We start from the raw sequence: 16,019 nt of genomic DNA on the forward strand, positions 1-16,019 counted from the left end.
CGGCCGTGGTGGTCGGGGCGACCGCGGGGCCACCGGGAAAGTACCGGTGGCCCCGCGGTCGCTCCCGCGTCAGTCGTGGATGAGCGGCACGGCCGACTCGTCCAGGAAGCCGCCCGACTGGTGCTGCCACAGCTTCGCGTAGGTGGCGTCCAGCGCCAGCAGTTCCTCGTGCGTGCCCTGCTCGACGATCCGCCCCTGGTCCAGGACCACGAGCCGGTCCATCCCGGCGACGGTGCTCAGCCGGTGCGCGACCACGAGCGCCGTACGCTTCTCCATGAGCCGCCACAGCGCCTCCTGGACCAGGAGTTCACTCTCCGAGTCCAGGGCGCTGGTCGCCTCGTCGAGCAGCAGGATCGGGGCGTCGCGCAGGATCGCCCGGGCGAGGGCGACCCGCTGGCGCTGTCCGCCGGACAGCTTCACACCGCGCTCGCCCACCATGGTGTCGAAGCCCTGCGGCAGCGTGTCGGCGAACTCCGTGACGTGCGCGGCGTCTGCCGCGCGCCGGATGTCGGCGTCCGTGGCGTCCGGCCGGGCGAAGGCGATGTTGTCCCGCAGCGAGCGGTGGAACATCGCCGGGTCCTGCGGCACATAGGCGAGCTGGCTCCGCAGGTCCGCCTGGCTGAGCCTGCTGATGTCCTGTCCGCCGATCAGGATCCGACCGGCGTCGACATCCGTCATCCGCAGCAGCAGCCGCGTGAGGGTGGTCTTGCCGCCGCCGGAACGACCGACAAGCCCGATCCGCGACCCGCTGGGCACCTTCAGGTCGAGTCCGTCGAAGAGCGGTCTGCCTCCCGGGTAGGTGAAGGAGATGCGCTCGAACCGGATGTCGGCGTCCCGGGGCCTCAGCGGCTCGGGCGACGGCGGGTCGACCACGGTCGGCGGCGTCAGCAGCAGTTCGGTGAACTGCCCGGCCTCCGTCAGCGAGTTCTCCAGGTGGCGGTAGATCCGGTTGAAGTCGAACATGAGCCGGGTCGCGTTGCTGTAGTAGGTGAACGTGACCACCAGCGCCTCGACGCCGAGCTCGTCCACGGAGAGCCCGAGCACGATCACCAGTCCCAGCGTGCTGGCCAGCACGGACATCGGCGCGACCAGCGCGTCGATGCGCAGGTTGCCGTAGTCCCATGAAGCCAGCGACAGCCGTCTCGACTCCGCGACACGGGCACGGTGTTCGGCGGCCTCACGCTTCTCGGCAGCGAACGCGCGGACGGTGTCCATGTTCATCAGCGTGTCGGCGACGTGTCCCGACACCCGGGCGATGGCCTGCTCGCGCTGGTCGACGAGTGCCTGCCGGCGGCGGATGAGGGGCACCACGAACAGCGCCGTCAGCGCGATCACGGTCAGGAGCCCGACGACGAGCAGCGGTTCGTAGCCCCACAGCACGAACGAGCCGAACGCCAGCGGAACGAGGCTGCCCAGCACGGAGAACGTCAGGGTGTCGACGAACTCCTCGAAACGCGACGCGAAGCTGAGCACACGTTTGGTCAGCGATCCGGCGAAGTTGTCGTGGTAGAACGCGGCGTCCTTGCTGAACAGCTCGTCCATGCCGATCACGTACAGGTGCTCGATGCCGAGCGCGTCGAGCCGGTTCAGGCAGTGCATGCCGATCCGCCACAACGCCTCGGCCAGCAGCAGGACACCGGCGAAAGCGAGGACATAGGGCAGGGTCTCGTCGACGGACGTCGCGCCGCCCTCGGCGATGTGGCCGACGAGTTTGGCGACGATCAGCGGCGCGATGTAGTGGGTGCCGATGGTGCCCAACGCCGGAAGCAGCATGCCCGGCACGGCCAGCAGGCGGAGCCGGACGAGCTCACCCGTGTAATGGCGAAGGGCGAGGAGCATGGAACCCCTCTGCGGTTGACTCTCGTGTGGAGGCGACGTTCCCATCCCACCTCAGTACGGTCGTGCGGCGGCCCGCCACCGGTGACTTGACTGGGGAAAACCGGCCGCGATGAGTATCGGTCGAGTGGGTCCCTCTCATGGGCGCCCTGCAGAGTCCGGGCAGGGCCGGACCGCCAAGCGGTACTGGCGGGAAACACATGCGAGTACCGGGCAGGGACCAGTCAGTCTCCCGTACCGGCTCCGGGGGAGTCCAAGGATTTTCCCCGGCCCCGGCGTGCCCGGGACGGCCGTGCGCCCCCCGGCGGGGCATCGCTACACCGCGGAGCTGTCGGTCAGCGAGGTGACCAACCCGTCCGGTATGCCGAACGCCTGGGTTCGGCTGTTGCGTGTGGACACGCTGGGCCGCGGAGTCGGCGGCGACCTCCCACAGCGGGGCGCCGTTGCGACGCCGTCGGCGACGGCGTCCGCGAGGGGCGCTGTCAGGTCTCCGCTGTGTGTAGTGTGCGGAAATGACACGAAGCGAGCGACTCGCGGACCAGCTGGACTGGTACTGGCAGAAGAACCTGCGGCCGCGGCTGGACGGTCTCACCGATGAGGAGTACTTCTGGGAGCCGGTGCGCGGCTGCTGGAGCATCCGCCCCCGTGGCACGTCGCCCGCACCGATGTCGGCGGGTTCGGGGGAGTGGACGATGGACTCCGCGTCCTCTGACCCGGTGCCGGCGCCGGTGACCACGATCGCCTGGCGGCTGGCGCACATCATCGTCTCCTGCCTGGGCTATCGGGTCGGATGGTACTTCGGCGGTCAGGACGTCGACTCCGAGACATTCGCCTACGCGGGAACCGCTGACGAGGCGCTGAAACAGCTCGATGAGATGTATGGGAGATGGAACGCGGGGGTCCGCGAGCTCTCGGACGCTGACCTGGAGCATCCGCCCACGGTGGGTCCCGAGCGGTTTCCCATGGAGAACAGGGTCCTGCACGTCAACAGGGAGCTGATCCATCACGGCGCCGAGATTTCCCTGCTGCGCGACCTCTACCGCTGGCAGGACGGAGCCGTGCCGCGCCGGATATGACTGCCCGTTAACCGGTGATCGAGCTTCGGAAAGCTACGTGGACCTGCGGCGGTGCGGTGCCTGGGCCGGCTGGGGCGGCGGGGCCGCAGCGGCCTATTGCCTCCACGGTCGGCCCACGCCGCCGACCGTGGAGGCCCGGCGGTCCCGTACGTGACGGAGCTCTACCAGTCGTTGTTCTGTGAACGGCTTGCTGGGTTTTGTCTCAGGCGGCCTGGCGCGGGGTGATCTCGACGGTCGCGGCCTGGGGGCCGCCGGCGATCATCGGTGGCAGGTACGGGCTGCCGGCGTACTTGTCGCGGTAGGCCGCGTCGATCTGGTCCTTGAGGGACGGGTCCGCGGCGGCGAACGTGACCTCGAAGGTGGAGCCGGCGGCGGTGATGCGGCCGGCGTGCTGGCTCATCGCGGACTGGTACCAGCGGGAGTTCGTGCCGTTGTACGCGCGGACGAACAGGCGTCCGTCGACCACGACGGACCAGATCCAGGTCAGGGTGCCGTAGGTGACCCCGTCGGCCCGGAAGGGGGCGATGTGGAGGTCGTCGGTGGCCGCGATACGGGCGATGTCGTCAGAGGACCAGGCGGTCATCTGTATCGGGTGTCCTTTCGTCAGGTGGTGCTCTCACGCACGGGGAAATCGAGAATGACGCGTCCGCGCGTTCCGGCCGACGCGCATCGTCAGCACGCCCTGCTCGGCGAGCGGCACCTTCGGGGCGATCCGGTGCAGCTGGTAGAGGTCGACCCGGTCCAGCTTGAGGCGGCTCAGGTCCCCTCCCCGCACCGCCGCAGGTATTCCGGGCGGCCGTCCGGTACCCCCTGGTCGGGTCCCGGCCGGGTCTGCCCGGCCTTCGTCGCGATCACCAGGTGCTCGTACCGTCCTCTTTCGTCGTGTTCGTTGTGGGTCAGGGCTTGAGCAGGACCTTGATGGCGCGGCGTTCGTCCATCGCCCGGTAGGCCTCGGCGGCCTGTTCCAGGGGGAGGGTGAGGTCGAAGACCTTCCCTGGGTTGATCTTCCGGTTCCAGATGAGGTCGATCAGGTGCGGCAGGTACTGGCGGGCCGGGGCGGGGCCGCCATGCAGGTGGACGTGGGAGAAGAACAGCTCCTGGCCGTCGAGGGTGACGTCGTGGGAGACGCCGACGTAGCCGACGTGCCCGCCGGGGCGGGTGGCGCGGATGGCCTGGAGCATCGACTCCTGGGTGCCGACGGCTTCGATGACCGAGTGGGCGCCATAGCCGCCGGTCAGGTCCTTGATCCGGGCCACGCCCGCGTCGCCGCGCTCGGTGACGATGTCGGTGGCGCCGAACTCCCGCGCGAGCCGCTGGCGCGGCTCGTGGCGGGACATCGCGATGATCCGCTCCGCGCCGAGCTGCCCCGCGGCCAGCACGCCGAGCAGGCCGACCGCGCCGTCGCCGACCACAGCGACCGTCTTGCCCGGGCCCGCCTGGGCGGCCGTGGCCGCGAACCAGCCGGTGCCCAGCACGTCGGAGGCGGTCAGCAGGCTCGGGATCAGGTCCTCGTCGGGCGTGCCGGGGGTGGCCACCAGGGTGCCGTCGGCCAGCGGGACGCGCAGCCGCTCCGCCTGGGCGCCCATCGCGTTCATCCACTCCCGCTGGACGCAGGAGGTCTGGTATCCGGCGCGGCAGTTCTCGCAGGTGTTGTCCGAGGTGGAGAAGGCGCCCACGACGAACTGGCCCGGCTTGATGTTCCGCACCTCGCTGCCGACCTCCTCCACGACGCCCACGTACTCGTGGCCGATCGGGGAGGGGCCTTCGATGGGCTCCGCCCCGCGGTAGGGCCACAGGTCGGAGCCACACACGCAGGTCGCCGACAGCCGGATGATCGCGTCCGTGGGGTGCAGGATCTTCGGGTCCTCGCGCTCCTCCACCCGGAAGTCGCCGGGGGCGTGCATGACGACACCGCGCATGGGGGTTGCTCCTTGCCTTCGGGAAGAACCGGCGTCTCGGGGCGCCGGGCGGGCTGGGTGCCACGCTGTCCAGGTAATCGGCTTGACGCGGGAGCGACCAGGTACTGGTGAGGGATGTACTGGTAGTACATCCCTATGGCCGAGCGGGCGGCGTACCGTCGGCGGCGTGGACAACCGTGCCGAGGTCCGCGAGTTCCTCACCTCGCGGCGCGCCAAGATCACTCCGGAGCGGGCCGGGCTGCCGGCCGGCAGCCGGCGCCGCGTGCCCGGGCTGCGTAGGAGCGAGGTCGCGGCGCTGGCCGACGTCAGCGTCGAGTACTACGGCAAGCTGGAGCGCGGCAACCTCGCCGGCGCCTCACCCGCCGTACTGGAAGCGGTCGCCCGCGCGCTCCAACTCGACGACATCGAACGGGCCCACCTGCTCCACCTGGCCCAGGCCCAGGAAGGCTCCGACGCCCTCGCCCGACCCCGGTCGCGCCCCGGCAGGCAGTGGGTGCCGCCCAAGAACCTGCAGTGGACCCTGGACGCCGTCACCGCCGGGCCCGCGTTCGTCCTCAACGGCCGCCAGGACCTCCTGGCCGCCAACCGGCTGGCCCGCGCCTTCTTCGTCGACGTGGACGACGGCACGCAGCCGCCGAACATGGCCCGCTTCCAGTTCCTCAACCCCGCGGCCCGCCGCTTCTACCCCGACTGGGACCTCATCGCCGACATGACCGTGGACGTCCTGCGCATCGAGGCCGGCCGCAACCCCCACGACAAGGACCTGCACGACCTGGTCGGGGAGCTGTGCACCCGCAGCGACGCCTTCCGCACCCGCTGGGGCGCCCACAACGTCCGCCGACACGGCACCGGCGTCAAACGCTTCCACCACCCGGTCGTCGGCGACCTCACCCTCGCCTGGCACGGCTCAGCCGTGGACGACGAACCCGGCCTCACCCTCCTCATCTACACCGCCGAACCCGGCTCCCCCTCCGAAGAAGCCCTCCGCCTGCTCGCCTCCTGGACAGCCACCCAGGACGACACCACCCCCACCCACCACCCCTGACGCCGCGGCTCACCGCGACCGCCGAGTTCTCCCCTCGGCGCGGAACCGGCCAGCTTCACCCCGAAGGGCCGGGACGAGAGGACGTGTTGATGGAGTACGCGGTGCTCGGGCCGACCGGTGTCGAGGTGTCCAGGATCTGTCTGGGCACGGCGACGTTCGGCGTGGCTCCCCGCGCGGACGAAGCCGAGGAGGTCGTCCACGCGGCGCTCGACGCCGGGATCACCTTCTTCGACACCGCGAACGTCTACGGGACGCTGTCGGTGTTCGACCAGTCGGGTGCTGCCGCCGACCGGGAGCCGGCGGAGGTGATCCTCGGCCGCGCCCTGGAAGGCCGCCGCGACGAGGTCGTGCTCGCGACGAAGTCAGGTGAACGCCGGCTCGGCCCCGGCGCGGGGCTGTCCAGGCGGCACATCGTCCAGCAGGTGGAGCACAGCCTGCGCCGCCTGCGGACGGACTACATCGACGTCTACTACGCGCACTTCCCCGACCCGCACACCCCCCTGGAGCAGACGCTGCTCGCCTACGACGACACCGGCTGGCAGCGATTCTCCGGCCCCGGCTTCTCCGACGCCGAGCTGGAGGTCGGCCGCGAGGTCGAACGGCTGAGCCGGGAATGGGGAGGGCGCCCCCACGAGGTGTCCCGGGCGTGGCTGCTGTCACGGCAGGCGGTCGCCTCAGCGATCGTCGGCGCCGAAACCCCCGCGGAGATCACCGCCAACGCCGCCGCGACGGACATCGTGCTGGAGCAGGAACAGCTCGACACGCTGACGGCGCTGAGCACCCGGTGAACCCGCACGCCAACTCCACGGTTCCACGGAGGCCTCATGACGATAACGGAACGTAACGGCGTGGGGAGCCCCGCAGGGCCACGGCGGCGCGAGCGGTTCGGGTTCGTCGCCGCCGTGGTGTCGCTGGTCGGTGTGTTCGTCGCCTCCGGCGCCCCGATCCCGCTCTACGAGCGGTACCGATCCGCAGGCGGGCTCTCCACCGCTGATCTGTCGCTCGCGGCCGTGTCGTACTTCATCGCGGTGATGTCCACCCTCATCGTCCTCGGCCGAATCTCGGACCACCTCGGCAGACGTCCCGTCGGCCTCGCAGCGGTGATCCTGGCCGCCGCGGGATGCCTGACGCTGCTGGACGTGACCGGGCTGCCGGTCCTCGTCGCCGGCCGCGTCCTGCACGGTGTGGCCTGCGGTCTGGGATCGTCGGCGATCGCCGCGTACGCCGTCGACCTCGCCCCCCGAAAGCCGACCTGGCTGGCCGCGGCGGCCCCGGCCGGCGCCCCGCTGGTCGGCCTCACCATCGGCGCGGTCGGCTCCGGGGCACTGGCTGAACATGCTCCCGCCCCGGCCCTGACCCCGCACCTCACCGCGACGGTACTGCTGACCGTGTGCGCGGCACTGCTGCTGGCCAGCCCGGACCCCGTGACGTGGCGGCCCGGCGTGCTCACCTCCCTGAGGCCCAAGGTGCTGGTACCCGCCTCGATACGACCGCTGCTCCCGGCCGCGGTCGCGGTGTTCTGCGGCACCTGGGCGCTCGGTGGGTTCTACCAGGCGTTCAGTCCCACCATCGCCGCGCACGACCTCGGCACCAGCGACGCCCTCGTCGCCGGGATCGTGTTCGCCTCCTTCATGGCCCCTTACGCGCTCGGCGGGCCGCTGACCGGCCGGCTCGCGCCGCTGACCGCGCAGCGGACCGGGATCGTGGTGTTCGCGCTCGCCGTGGCCGGGATCGTCGCCGGCCTGTACACCGGCACCATCGCCCTCGTGATCGCCTGCGGCGTCGTCGCGGCCACCGGCCAGGGTGCCGCGTTCACCGGAACACTGCACGCACTCCTCGCCAGGGTCGAACCCACCGAGCGGGCGGGGCTCATGTCCACGGTCTACCTGGTCTCCTATGGTGGCGCGGCCCTCCCCAGCCTGATCGCCGGGCGGCTTGCCGGCGCCGGCCTGGAGCTGTCCGAGATCGCGATCGGATACGCCGGTCTCGCGACCCTCGCCGCCGTCATCGTCCTCACCCGCCCCCGCCTGCTCGGCACGTCCGACCAACCGTGGAGGCTCCCCCGACAGGTCGCCGGTGGCGGTACCGGCCCGTCGGGGGAACTTCCGGTCAGGCGAGGTTCTCGGTGAGGAACGCGTCGAGCCTGTCGAACGGGATGATGTCCTTCCGGTCGTACAGGTCGACGTGGTCCGCGCCGGGGACGGTCAGGAGGTCGACGGTGTCGGGGGCCATCGCCTGGACGTCCTCGGAGTAGTAGCGGGAGTGCGCCTCCGATCCGGTCACCAGGAGGGCCTTGCGAGGCGCGAGCATGTAGATCACCGCGAGCGCCCGCCGGCCCAGCTTCCGCCGTGATCGTGATCCCGTTCGCCGGGCGCGGATGGCCATCGGTCCTGCGGCTTCGGCCAGCCGCACCCGGGGGAGGCGGCGCGCCTCGGCAGGTCGGCTGCCGGCGGGCCGCCCGGGCGCTCTCCCCGAGCGACGTTCTTCACTCACCAGACCGGGCTTCGTGCGCCTTTTCGTCGGTGACTCCGTAGCCGGGCGGCCGTTAGGCATCGGCGACACGAGTAGGGGAGTGTTGGAGGAGCAGATGGCCGGACAGGCGGTTCAGGAGTTCGACGAGGCAGCACTGCGGGACCTGCTGCGGGAGTTCTTCGACGTGGCGGAGGAGGACCTCGATCCGGCGGCGACGCTGGACGACCTGGGGTTGGACTCCCTCGGGTTGATGGAGGTGGTCGTGGCCCTGGAGGACCGTACCGGGGCTGAACTCGTGGGGGAGATGGAGGCGTTGTCGCCTTCGAGCACGCTCGCCGAGGCGACCGAGTTCATCCGTTCCGCGATGCCGAATGGTTCCTGCTGAGGTGGGGGGCACAGGGGCATGAACGAGCGGGGTGTCGTGGCCGGGCGAGTGGATCTGCTGCGGGAGTTGGAGCCGGCGGTCGCCCGTCAGTTGGATCGTCACCTGGAGTCCGCGCGCGACTGGTTTCCGCACCAGTACGTCCCCTGGGAGGTGGCCAGGAACTACGACGGCCCGCTCGCCGGCGAGCCCTGGCGTGCCGAGCAGTCGCCGTTGGCGCCCGCCGTGCGGGACGCCCTGTTGGTCAATCTGCTCACCGAGGACAACCTGCCCAGCTATCACCACGAGATCGCCTCGCGCTTCGGCAGGGAGAGTGCCTGGGGTACCTGGGTGCATCGTTGGACGGCTGAGGAGGGGCGTCACTCCGAGGCGTTGCGCAGCTATCTGCACGTGGTGCGCGGGTTGGACCCGGTGGTGTTGGAGCGGGCGCGGATGGCGCACGTCAGCGCGGGCTACGACAGCGGGCAGCCGACGCTCGCCCACGCCCTGGCCTATGTGACCGTGCAGGAGCTGGCCACCAGGGAAGCACATCGCAACGCGGGCCAGGCCTGTGCGGAGCCGCACGGGGTTCGCCTGATGAGCCGCATCGCGGCGGACGAGAACCTGCACATGATCTTCTACCGCTCGATCTGCGCCGACGCGCTCGACGTCGCGCCGGACCAGGTCACCGCCGCCTTCGCGGACGTGATCTGCGGTTTCCGGATGCCCGGGCACGGCATCCCGGGATTCCACGGCAGGGCCGCGCGGATCGCCGCGGCGGGGATCTACGACCTGGCGATGCACCACGAGAACGTGGTGACGCCGCTGCTGCGGACGTTGCGGATCATGGAACGCGGCGGCCTTGGTCCGGTGGGACAGGAGGCCGTGGACCGCCTGGGCCGTCACCTGGAGACGCTGTCCGGGAAGGCACGGCGGGTGCGTGAGCTGCGGGCCCGCCTGGCCGACCGGCGCCGAGCCGGGGAGGGGGCGTGACGGGGCGCGGCGAGGTCGCCGTCACGGGGATCGGGATGATCACACCGGCGGGCGGTGACGTGGAGGCGAACTGGAAGGTGCTCGCCGAGGGCCGGTCGCTGGCGACCCACGACCCCGACCTGGCGGGCCTGCGTGTCGACATCTCCTGTCGGGTCGAGGGGTTCGACGCGGCGCTCGAACTCGGGCCCCGGCTGGCGAACCGGCTGGACCGCTTCGCGCACCTGGGGATCGTCGCGGCTCGCCAGGCGGTGGCCGACGCGCGGTTGGACCTGCCCGCCGCGCGGCCCTGCCGGGTCGGCGTCGTCGTCGGGGTGGGTGGCAACAGCCTGCACACCTATGTGCGGGAGTTCACCCTGCTCGGGTCCGGGAAACCAGCGAGGGTGTCGCCGTTGGCGCTGCCACGGAGCATCCCCAGCATGGTCGCAGGAGAGATCGCGCTCGACCTCGGCGTCCGCGGCCCCAACTTCACCGTGTCCAGCGCCTGTGCCTCCGGAACCAACGCGCTGGGCGTCGCCCGCGACATCCTGCTCGGCGGCGGGTGCGACGTGGTGCTCGCGGGCGGCGCCGAGTCCGGCAGGGCGCCCATGACCGCCGCGACCTTCGCCCAGATGCGTGCCCTCTCGGCGCGCACCGACCGCCCGTGGCTGGCGTGCCGGCCGTTCGACCGCGAGCGTGACGGCTTCGTCCTCGGCGAGGGCGCGGCGATCCTGGTCCTGGAGCGCGCGGAGCACGCCCGCCGGCGCGGCGCGCCGGTGCGCGCGGTGCTGCGTGGCCACGGTGCCGCCGCCGACGCGCATCATCCCGTCCATCCTCATCCGGAGGGTGAGGGCACGGTGCTGGCAGTCCAGCAGGCCCTGGCCGACGCCGGCTGCTCTCCTCGCGACATCGGCCACGTCAACGCCCACGGCACGTCCACGCCGGCGGGGGACGCCGCCGAGGCCAGGGCGCTGCGCCGGCTGTTCCCCACGTCCGTGCCGGCGGTGACGGCGGTGAAGAGCGTGGTCGGCCACGCCCTCGGGGCCGCCGGGGCGATCGAGGCCGCGGTCACCGTGCTGTCCCTCCAACGGGGGGAGGTGCCGCCCACGGCCAATCTCGGGCAGCAGGATCCCGGGCTCGAACTGGACATCGTCACCGGAGGGACCCGGCGGATCGAGGGCGACCTCGCGCTCTCCACGTCCTGTGGTTTCGGCGGACAGAACGCGGCGCTGGTGTTCGGCGCCGCGTGACGGCGACGGCGGCTCCGCCTCGTCAGCGGCGGCGCTGGCGAGGCGGCGTGTGCCAGGGGCCTTCCGGGTCGTCGTACGCGGTGACGTAGTCCGCCGACGCGATCGGGATGCCGGCGAAGAACGCCTCGGGTACGGCGAAGGCGTCCACCAGGGTGCGGGCGTGCCGCGCGATCCGCGTGATCAGCGCCTCCCGTAGCAGTGGCAGCCGCTCCACCTGGTCGGCGGCGATGAGGCCTTGGGCCAGCAGGTCCCCACTGTGCTCGGCGACCGCGCGCAGTGCGAACAACAGGTGCAGGGACTCCAGCAGTTCGCGACCGGCCCCGGGCGCCGTCTCCGCCGCCGCGCGGGCGAGGGCCTCGGCCGCCTGCCGGTGCACATGGAGATCGGCGGCGCGCAGCGCGGGACCCATCGAGCCGTTCCGCCGCGCCAGGGCCCCGGGCGGCGCCTGGCGCGTGCCGGCGACCGCGCGGTCGAGCCAGATGTTGCGAGCCGCCCGCAGAAGCCCGTGCGCCACCTCGGGGCGGGTCAGGTCGCCGCCCGGCACGGCGGCGGCGCCGTGCCGCGCCGCCCGGTGCTCCAGGACCAGTTCGGCGGCGACCTTCGACATGGTGGCCTGGTTGTCGCCCTCGGCGGTGATGGTGCCCTCGACGGCCGCCAGCTGGTCGGCGATGCCGTTGTGGACCAGCAGCCCCTGCGCGCCGCAGCGTTCCCTCGCCTCGGCGCCGATCTCGCGGCCCCGCCAGGTGATCCACGCCTTGGCCGCCGAGACCAGCCGGGCCGCGTCCTCCCGCCGCTCGCCCGCGCCGTCGTGCTGCCAGCGGCTGACCGCCTCCCGGTAGAGCATGTTCATGGCGTAGGTCGTCGCCAACGCCTCGACGAGCGGGCCGTGGTGACTGCGCAGCGCGAAGACCGGTAGCCGTGCCGTGCCGGTCAGGCCCGAGATCTCCCGCCCCTGTCCGTAACGGACGGCCAACGAGAGCACCGCGCGGGCGCCACCCACGGCACACGCGCTCATGCACAGCTTGCCGACCATCACCCGCCGCAGCGCCCTGAGATAGCGCTGACCACGCGGCGTGTCACAGCTGAACCGGCCCGCCTCGAAGCGCGCGTGCGTGCCGCCCAGCAACGCCCTACGCTCCACCCGCACCTGGTCGAACGAGGTCAGGCAGTGGTCGAAGGGGCTGCCGAGACGCGGCGGCAGCCGACGCACCCGGACGCCGGGCAGCGTCCCCGTGGCGTCCGTGAGCCGGACCAGGAAGAGGAACACGCCCTCGTCCACGCCGTCGACCAGCAGCCGCGCCGCGACCAATCCCGTCTTCGGCCCGCCGACCGGGCTCGCGTTCGGCATGAACTTCTGCGCCCCCGCGCTCGGCGTGTGCAGCAGGAAGGAGTCCGAGACCCGGTCGTAGGTGGCCGTCGTCTCCACCGCGGCGACATCGTTCCCGTGGGCGACCTCGGTCACCAGGAACGTCCCCACCTGGCGCATCGCCGCGAAGGGAGCCAACTCTTCGTGCGAGAAGGTGCCTTCGTCGACCAGGCTGCCCAGGAACAGGTTGTAGTGGATGGTCGCCGCCGACGTCAGCGTCGGATCCACGAAGCCCAGCGACTCGTGCACCGCCGCCAACCGGGCCGGATCGGCGACGAACGCCAGCGGATCGGGCACGACCCCGTTCAGCAACCGAAGCCGCTCGTAGGCGTCTCGCAACCGCCGCTCCGGAGTCGCCTCAGCGACCCGCCGGAACGCCTCGGTGGACAACAACCGCCAGTACGGGCCATGCGACTCGTCCGCTCCCGGCCCGAACAGGGCACCGCGCAGTGTCGCCACCGCGCCCTCAGTGTCCAAGGTCTGTGTCACCGCGTTCATGCACCGTCCAACGACGGGCCGACGGGTGGGGCACGCCCAGCCGGCGCGGCCGGATCTCCTGACCTGGCCCGCGACACGGGCAAGCGACGCCTGGTGTCGGGTGGGAGTATGGGGCGCGGGGTCAGGGCGACGACCGACGCGGCGAGCGCGACGGCGATTGCGGCGGCTTCGCTCCGGCCGGTCAGCGCCAGCAGCGCACCGGGCAGCAGGAGCCGCTCGAACAGGTGCCAGGTGATCGCCTGCCGCGGCCGGGCGCCGCCGAGACGGTGTGGCCAGGCCACGGCCAGTGCGGCGACTGCCATGAGCAGGGCGACGCCGAGGAAGAGGAAGAAGCCCGGCGTGGGCCGACGTCCCGTCACCAGCGGGGCCAGCGCGGCGGTCGCATAGGTGGCCGCCGCGAGCCCGGCCAGGGCTCGCGCCGCACGGGCTTGGCCGTGGCGGACGGGAAAGGTACGGCAGCCGGCACGCTGGTCATGGGAACGGTCGTTGACGGCCAGGAGAAGATTGCCGAACGCCCCTTGCAGTCCCAGCGCGGCGGCGACCACGATCAGCCCGGCGGGCGGCCACGGCGTCGTGAGACAGGCACCGACCAGCAGGGAGCAGGACCAGCCGGCGAACCCACTGGCCGCGTCGCCCCACAGACCTCGGTTTTTCAACCACTTGCCGTAGGCGTAATAGGCGGCCGCGCTCAGGGCCACAAACAGCAGCGTGCGGGGATTCATCAGGCAGGCCAACACGACCGTGATGAGGGCGGCAAGAATCGCAGACGTCTTGGCAGCGCGGGGCGACAGCCGCCCGGAGGGAATCGGCCGCCGTGGCTTGGTCGCGAGGTCCTCGGCCCGGGTCAGGTAGTCCGCGGCGTACAGCGCGCTCGAGCACGCGGCGGCGGCGATCACGGCCGCCGTCGACTCCGCCAGCGGTGCCGGGACCGGGGCGGCCAGGGCCGCGCCCGCGGCGGCGACCAACGGCACCACGACCAGGTCGTAGGGGCGCAAGGTCTCCAGATGGCCCGACAGCCGCGGCCAAGCGGCGAGGCGCCCTCGCTTCCGGGCCGGTCGAGCCCGCAACGGGTCAGAACGGTTCATCGCTCGCCCGCTGCCTCGCTGCCGGTACCGCGGTGTCGGCGTCATCGGCGACGATTTCGATCAGTTCCCGTAACACCCGGCGGTGCGGGCCGGGTGGGATCTCGTCCCCGAGTTCGCACGAGGCCCGCGGCAGCGCCGCCCTCTCCAGCCGTACCGTCTCCGTGTAGTCGGCGAGCGCCGATTCGGGGCTACTGCGTCGCGTGACGGCGGTGCAGGTGAGTTCGCGAGCCACCCCCGCCGCGATATCCCTGCCCGCACCGGCCAGCACCCCGACCGCCTGCTGAACCGCACGGGCCGGGACGCCTTGCTCGCCGCAGCGCACCACCTGCTCGAATGAGGCGAACAGCATTTCGTCGCCGGTCAGGATCGCCCGCGGGATTCCGAACCGCCGGTATGGGGCGTGCCTCCCGCGCCGCATATCCTCGCCGTCGAGGATGTCGTCGTGCAGCAGGCTGCCCACGTGCGCGAGTTCGATCGCCCGACGCACTACTGCGGCCGCAGCGCCACCGGCCCAGCGGAAGCCTGCCTCCCGACCGGACGATCCATCAGCGTGCCGCTCGTCCGCGTCTGTGCTCACCCGTCCGTCACCCACTCGCGCGAGGATCATCGATGCCCGCGCAGCTAACGACCCATCGCCGAATCGAGTAACGACTCTTCCGTGTCATGTCCCCGGTGTGTGGTGTCCGGACAGGGCACAACAAGCGGGTCCCGGACCGCTGAACGCCTCGCTGGGCCCGGCGGACCCGGCGGCAAGCGGCGCCATGGTGCCGGCCGCGGGCTCCCCGCGGTCACGTCGAACACCTGGTTGCGTATCCGAGGGCGACGCGGACGGGCTGAAGGTCGCCTGTTCGGAGTGGCTCGGCTTGAGGCTGTTCGTGGTCGGTGAGGTGGTGAGGGAAACAGCGAGCACCAGGTCGAGGGAGAGGCACCCATGGAATCTGTCGTGGACCAGGACGCGCGGCGGCGGACGGTGGTGATCACCGGGGTCGGGTTCCGGACGTCGGAGGTGGGGGCGGATTCGGGGAACGTGTTCACCGCCTCGCACATCAAGCCGAACATCGGCGCGCCAGCGCGCTGGAGGTCGCGCGGCAGGGGCAGCCGGTGATCATGGTCGGCCGGGACACCAAGCGGCTGGCCCAGGTCCAGGAGTCGATGCTCGAACTGCTGCCTGAGGCGGCGGTGAGCTGGGTCCGGGCGGATCTGATGGATCCCGAGTCGGTGGCTCAGTGACATCTTGGACCGCGACTCCGAGCACGCCTGCTCGCCGCGGACCGGTCAGACCAGCCCCCTGGTGACAAAGACGTGCAAAGAAAGCTCCGAGACAGTGAGCGGCGTGGTGTGACAACCGGGCGTGGTCAGACGGGCTGGCCCATGGGCCGGATGGTCAGGGTGTTGAGGTCGACGCCCGCCGGCTGGTCGAGGGCGAAGCAGATGGCCTCGGCGACGGGCTGGGGAGGCAGGGCGAAGGGGGGAACGCTGGCGCCTTGCCAGAAGGGCGTGTCGATCACGCCGGGGTTGACAAGAGTGACACCGATGCCGCGGGTCGTGGCGTGCAGGCGCAGGTTCTCGGCGAGTCCGGTGGTAGCCCACTTGGTGGCCGAGTAGAGATTGGCGGGAGAGTTCTTCAGCCCGGCGACGCTGCCGATGAGCACCAGCCGTCCGCCAGTGGCCTCCAGGTGCGGCAGGGAGGCATGGGCCAGCAGGGCGGGGCCGAGGACGTTGGTGAGGATCATGGGCGACCACAGTGTCGGGTCGCCGGCCCCGATGGAGTCACCGGACATGAATCCGGCGTTGGCCACCGCCGCGTCAAGGGCACCGAAATGCGCCACGGTACGGGTCACGGCCGACTCGGTGGCCTGCCAGTCCGCCGCGTCCGCGACCAGGCCCAGCAGCCGGTCGGGGTGGCCGGCCTCGTCGAGGAAAGTCTTCAGTTTGCTCTCGTTGCGGCCGGTGACGGCCACGCGGTGGCCGCGGTCGATGAGCAACCGCGCGGTGTGGGCGCCGATACCGCTGGTCGCGCCGGTGATCAGTACGGTCTTGCTGGTCATGGTCATGCTCCTGAGGCGTGGATGGATGACGGCGGACGACGGCCCGCGACGAAGGAGTGCCGTGCAAGTCCGCCGACCCCACGAAACCGGCGCC

The 16,019-nt window shown here is 71.5% G+C and carries 18 protein-coding genes; 9 read left to right on the forward strand and 9 right to left on the reverse strand.

Annotated elements, in window-relative coordinates:
- Positions 1 to 69: 69 nt before the first annotated feature.
- The gene (locus RNC47_RS01855) at positions 70 to 1,839 is read right to left on the reverse strand and encodes an ABC transporter ATP-binding protein (RefSeq protein WP_311594817.1); all 1,770 of its coding nucleotides are present in this window, start codon (positions 1,837 to 1,839) and stop codon (positions 70 to 72) included.
- 509 nt (positions 1,840 to 2,348) lie between these two features.
- Here RNC47_RS01855 and RNC47_RS01860 point away from each other — a divergent pair.
- The gene (locus RNC47_RS01860) at positions 2,349 to 2,912 is read left to right on the forward strand and encodes a DinB family protein (RefSeq protein WP_311594819.1); all 564 of its coding nucleotides are present in this window, start codon (positions 2,349 to 2,351) and stop codon (positions 2,910 to 2,912) included.
- Positions 2,913 to 3,114: 202 nt separating this feature from the next.
- Here RNC47_RS01860 and RNC47_RS01865 read toward each other — a convergent pair whose 3' ends face one another.
- The 3 genes from RNC47_RS01865 to RNC47_RS01875 form a co-directional block, all read right to left on the reverse strand.
- Positions 3,115 to 3,495: a DUF2255 family protein gene (locus tag RNC47_RS01865; protein ID WP_311594821.1), complete on the reverse strand. Its 381-nt coding sequence runs from the start codon at positions 3,493 to 3,495 to the stop codon at positions 3,115 to 3,117.
- Positions 3,496 to 3,528: 33 nt separating this feature from the next.
- A complete protein-coding gene (locus RNC47_RS01870; RefSeq protein ID WP_311594823.1) occupies positions 3,529 to 3,687 on the reverse strand; it encodes a hypothetical protein in 159 nt (52 codons plus the stop codon).
- A 121-nt stretch (positions 3,688 to 3,808) separates the two neighbouring features.
- A complete protein-coding gene (locus RNC47_RS01875) occupies positions 3,809 to 4,831 on the reverse strand; it encodes a zinc-dependent alcohol dehydrogenase family protein (protein WP_311594825.1) in 1,023 nt (340 codons plus the stop codon).
- 166 nt (positions 4,832 to 4,997) lie between these two features.
- On the opposite strand from RNC47_RS01875, the gene RNC47_RS01880 reads away from it, so the two are divergent.
- From RNC47_RS01880 to RNC47_RS01890, 3 genes are all read left to right on the forward strand, one after another.
- Positions 4,998 to 5,876 (forward strand): helix-turn-helix domain-containing protein, encoded by an 879-nt coding sequence (locus RNC47_RS01880; RefSeq protein ID WP_311594827.1) that lies wholly within the window; start codon positions 4,998 to 5,000, stop codon positions 5,874 to 5,876.
- An 89-nt stretch (positions 5,877 to 5,965) separates the two neighbouring features.
- The gene (locus RNC47_RS01885) at positions 5,966 to 6,664 is read left to right on the forward strand and encodes an aldo/keto reductase (protein WP_311594829.1); all 699 of its coding nucleotides are present in this window, start codon (positions 5,966 to 5,968) and stop codon (positions 6,662 to 6,664) included.
- Between the two features lie 36 nt (positions 6,665 to 6,700).
- Positions 6,701 to 8,005 carry an MFS transporter gene (locus RNC47_RS01890; protein WP_311594831.1) on the forward strand — a complete coding sequence of 435 codons (1,305 nt, stop codon included), beginning with the start codon at positions 6,701 to 6,703 and terminating at the stop codon, positions 8,003 to 8,005.
- On the opposite strand, the gene RNC47_RS01895 is transcribed toward RNC47_RS01890, so the two are convergent.
- The gene (locus tag RNC47_RS01895) at positions 7,986 to 8,186 is read right to left on the reverse strand and encodes an alpha/beta hydrolase family protein (RefSeq protein ID WP_311594834.1); all 201 of its coding nucleotides are present in this window, start codon (positions 8,184 to 8,186) and stop codon (positions 7,986 to 7,988) included. The genes RNC47_RS01890 and RNC47_RS01895 overlap by 20 nt on opposite strands.
- 277 nt (positions 8,187 to 8,463) lie before the next feature.
- Here RNC47_RS01895 and RNC47_RS01900 point away from each other — a divergent pair, with 277 nt between their 5' ends.
- From RNC47_RS01900 to RNC47_RS01910, 3 genes are read left to right on the forward strand one after another with little or no spacing between them, the layout of a single operon-like run.
- Positions 8,464 to 8,733, forward strand: coding sequence for an acyl carrier protein (locus RNC47_RS01900; RefSeq protein ID WP_311594836.1), 270 nt, complete (start codon positions 8,464 to 8,466; stop codon positions 8,731 to 8,733).
- An 18-nt stretch (positions 8,734 to 8,751) separates the two neighbouring features.
- Entirely contained in the window at positions 8,752 to 9,702 is a 951-nt protein-coding gene (locus tag RNC47_RS01905; RefSeq protein ID WP_311594838.1) for an acyl-ACP desaturase, read from the forward strand.
- Positions 9,703 to 9,737: 35 nt separating this feature from the next.
- Positions 9,738 to 10,928 (forward strand): beta-ketoacyl-[acyl-carrier-protein] synthase family protein, encoded by a 1,191-nt coding sequence (locus tag RNC47_RS01910; protein ID WP_311594947.1) that lies wholly within the window; start codon positions 9,738 to 9,740, stop codon positions 10,926 to 10,928.
- 22 nt (positions 10,929 to 10,950) lie between these two features.
- On the opposite strand, the gene RNC47_RS01915 is transcribed toward RNC47_RS01910, so the two are convergent.
- From RNC47_RS01915 to RNC47_RS01925, 3 genes are all read right to left on the reverse strand, one after another.
- A complete protein-coding gene (locus tag RNC47_RS01915) occupies positions 10,951 to 12,792 on the reverse strand; it encodes an acyl-CoA dehydrogenase family protein (RefSeq protein WP_394814685.1) in 1,842 nt (613 codons plus the stop codon).
- Positions 12,789 to 13,787 carry a UbiA family prenyltransferase gene (locus RNC47_RS01920; protein WP_311594842.1) on the reverse strand — a complete coding sequence of 333 codons (999 nt, stop codon included), beginning with the start codon at positions 13,785 to 13,787 and terminating at the stop codon, positions 12,789 to 12,791. Before RNC47_RS01920 ends, RNC47_RS01915 begins: the two co-directional genes overlap by 4 nt.
- A gap of 76 nt (positions 13,788 to 13,863) precedes the next feature.
- Complete coding sequence (locus RNC47_RS01925; RefSeq protein ID WP_311594844.1) at positions 13,864 to 14,454, reverse strand: polyprenyl synthetase family protein; 591 nt, start codon at positions 14,452 to 14,454, stop codon at positions 13,864 to 13,866.
- 354 nt (positions 14,455 to 14,808) lie between these two features.
- On the opposite strand from RNC47_RS01925, the gene RNC47_RS01930 reads away from it, so the two are divergent.
- Entirely contained in the window at positions 14,809 to 14,982 is a 174-nt protein-coding gene (locus tag RNC47_RS01930) for a hypothetical protein (RefSeq protein WP_311594846.1), read from the forward strand.
- The gene (locus tag RNC47_RS01935) at positions 14,979 to 15,107 is read left to right on the forward strand and encodes a hypothetical protein (protein WP_311594848.1); all 129 of its coding nucleotides are present in this window, start codon (positions 14,979 to 14,981) and stop codon (positions 15,105 to 15,107) included. Before RNC47_RS01930 ends, RNC47_RS01935 begins: the two co-directional genes overlap by 4 nt.
- A 125-nt stretch (positions 15,108 to 15,232) precedes the next feature.
- Here the strand turns inward: RNC47_RS01935 and RNC47_RS01940 are convergent, their stop codons facing one another.
- Positions 15,233 to 15,925: an SDR family oxidoreductase gene (locus tag RNC47_RS01940; RefSeq protein ID WP_311594850.1), complete on the reverse strand. Its 693-nt coding sequence runs from the start codon at positions 15,923 to 15,925 to the stop codon at positions 15,233 to 15,235.
- Positions 15,926 to 16,019 lie beyond the last annotated feature (94 nt).

The sequence above is a fragment of the Streptomyces millisiae genome (genome assembly GCF_031845425.1).
GTDB classification, from domain to species: domain Bacteria; phylum Actinomycetota; class Actinomycetes; order Streptomycetales; family Streptomycetaceae; genus Streptomyces; species Streptomyces millisiae.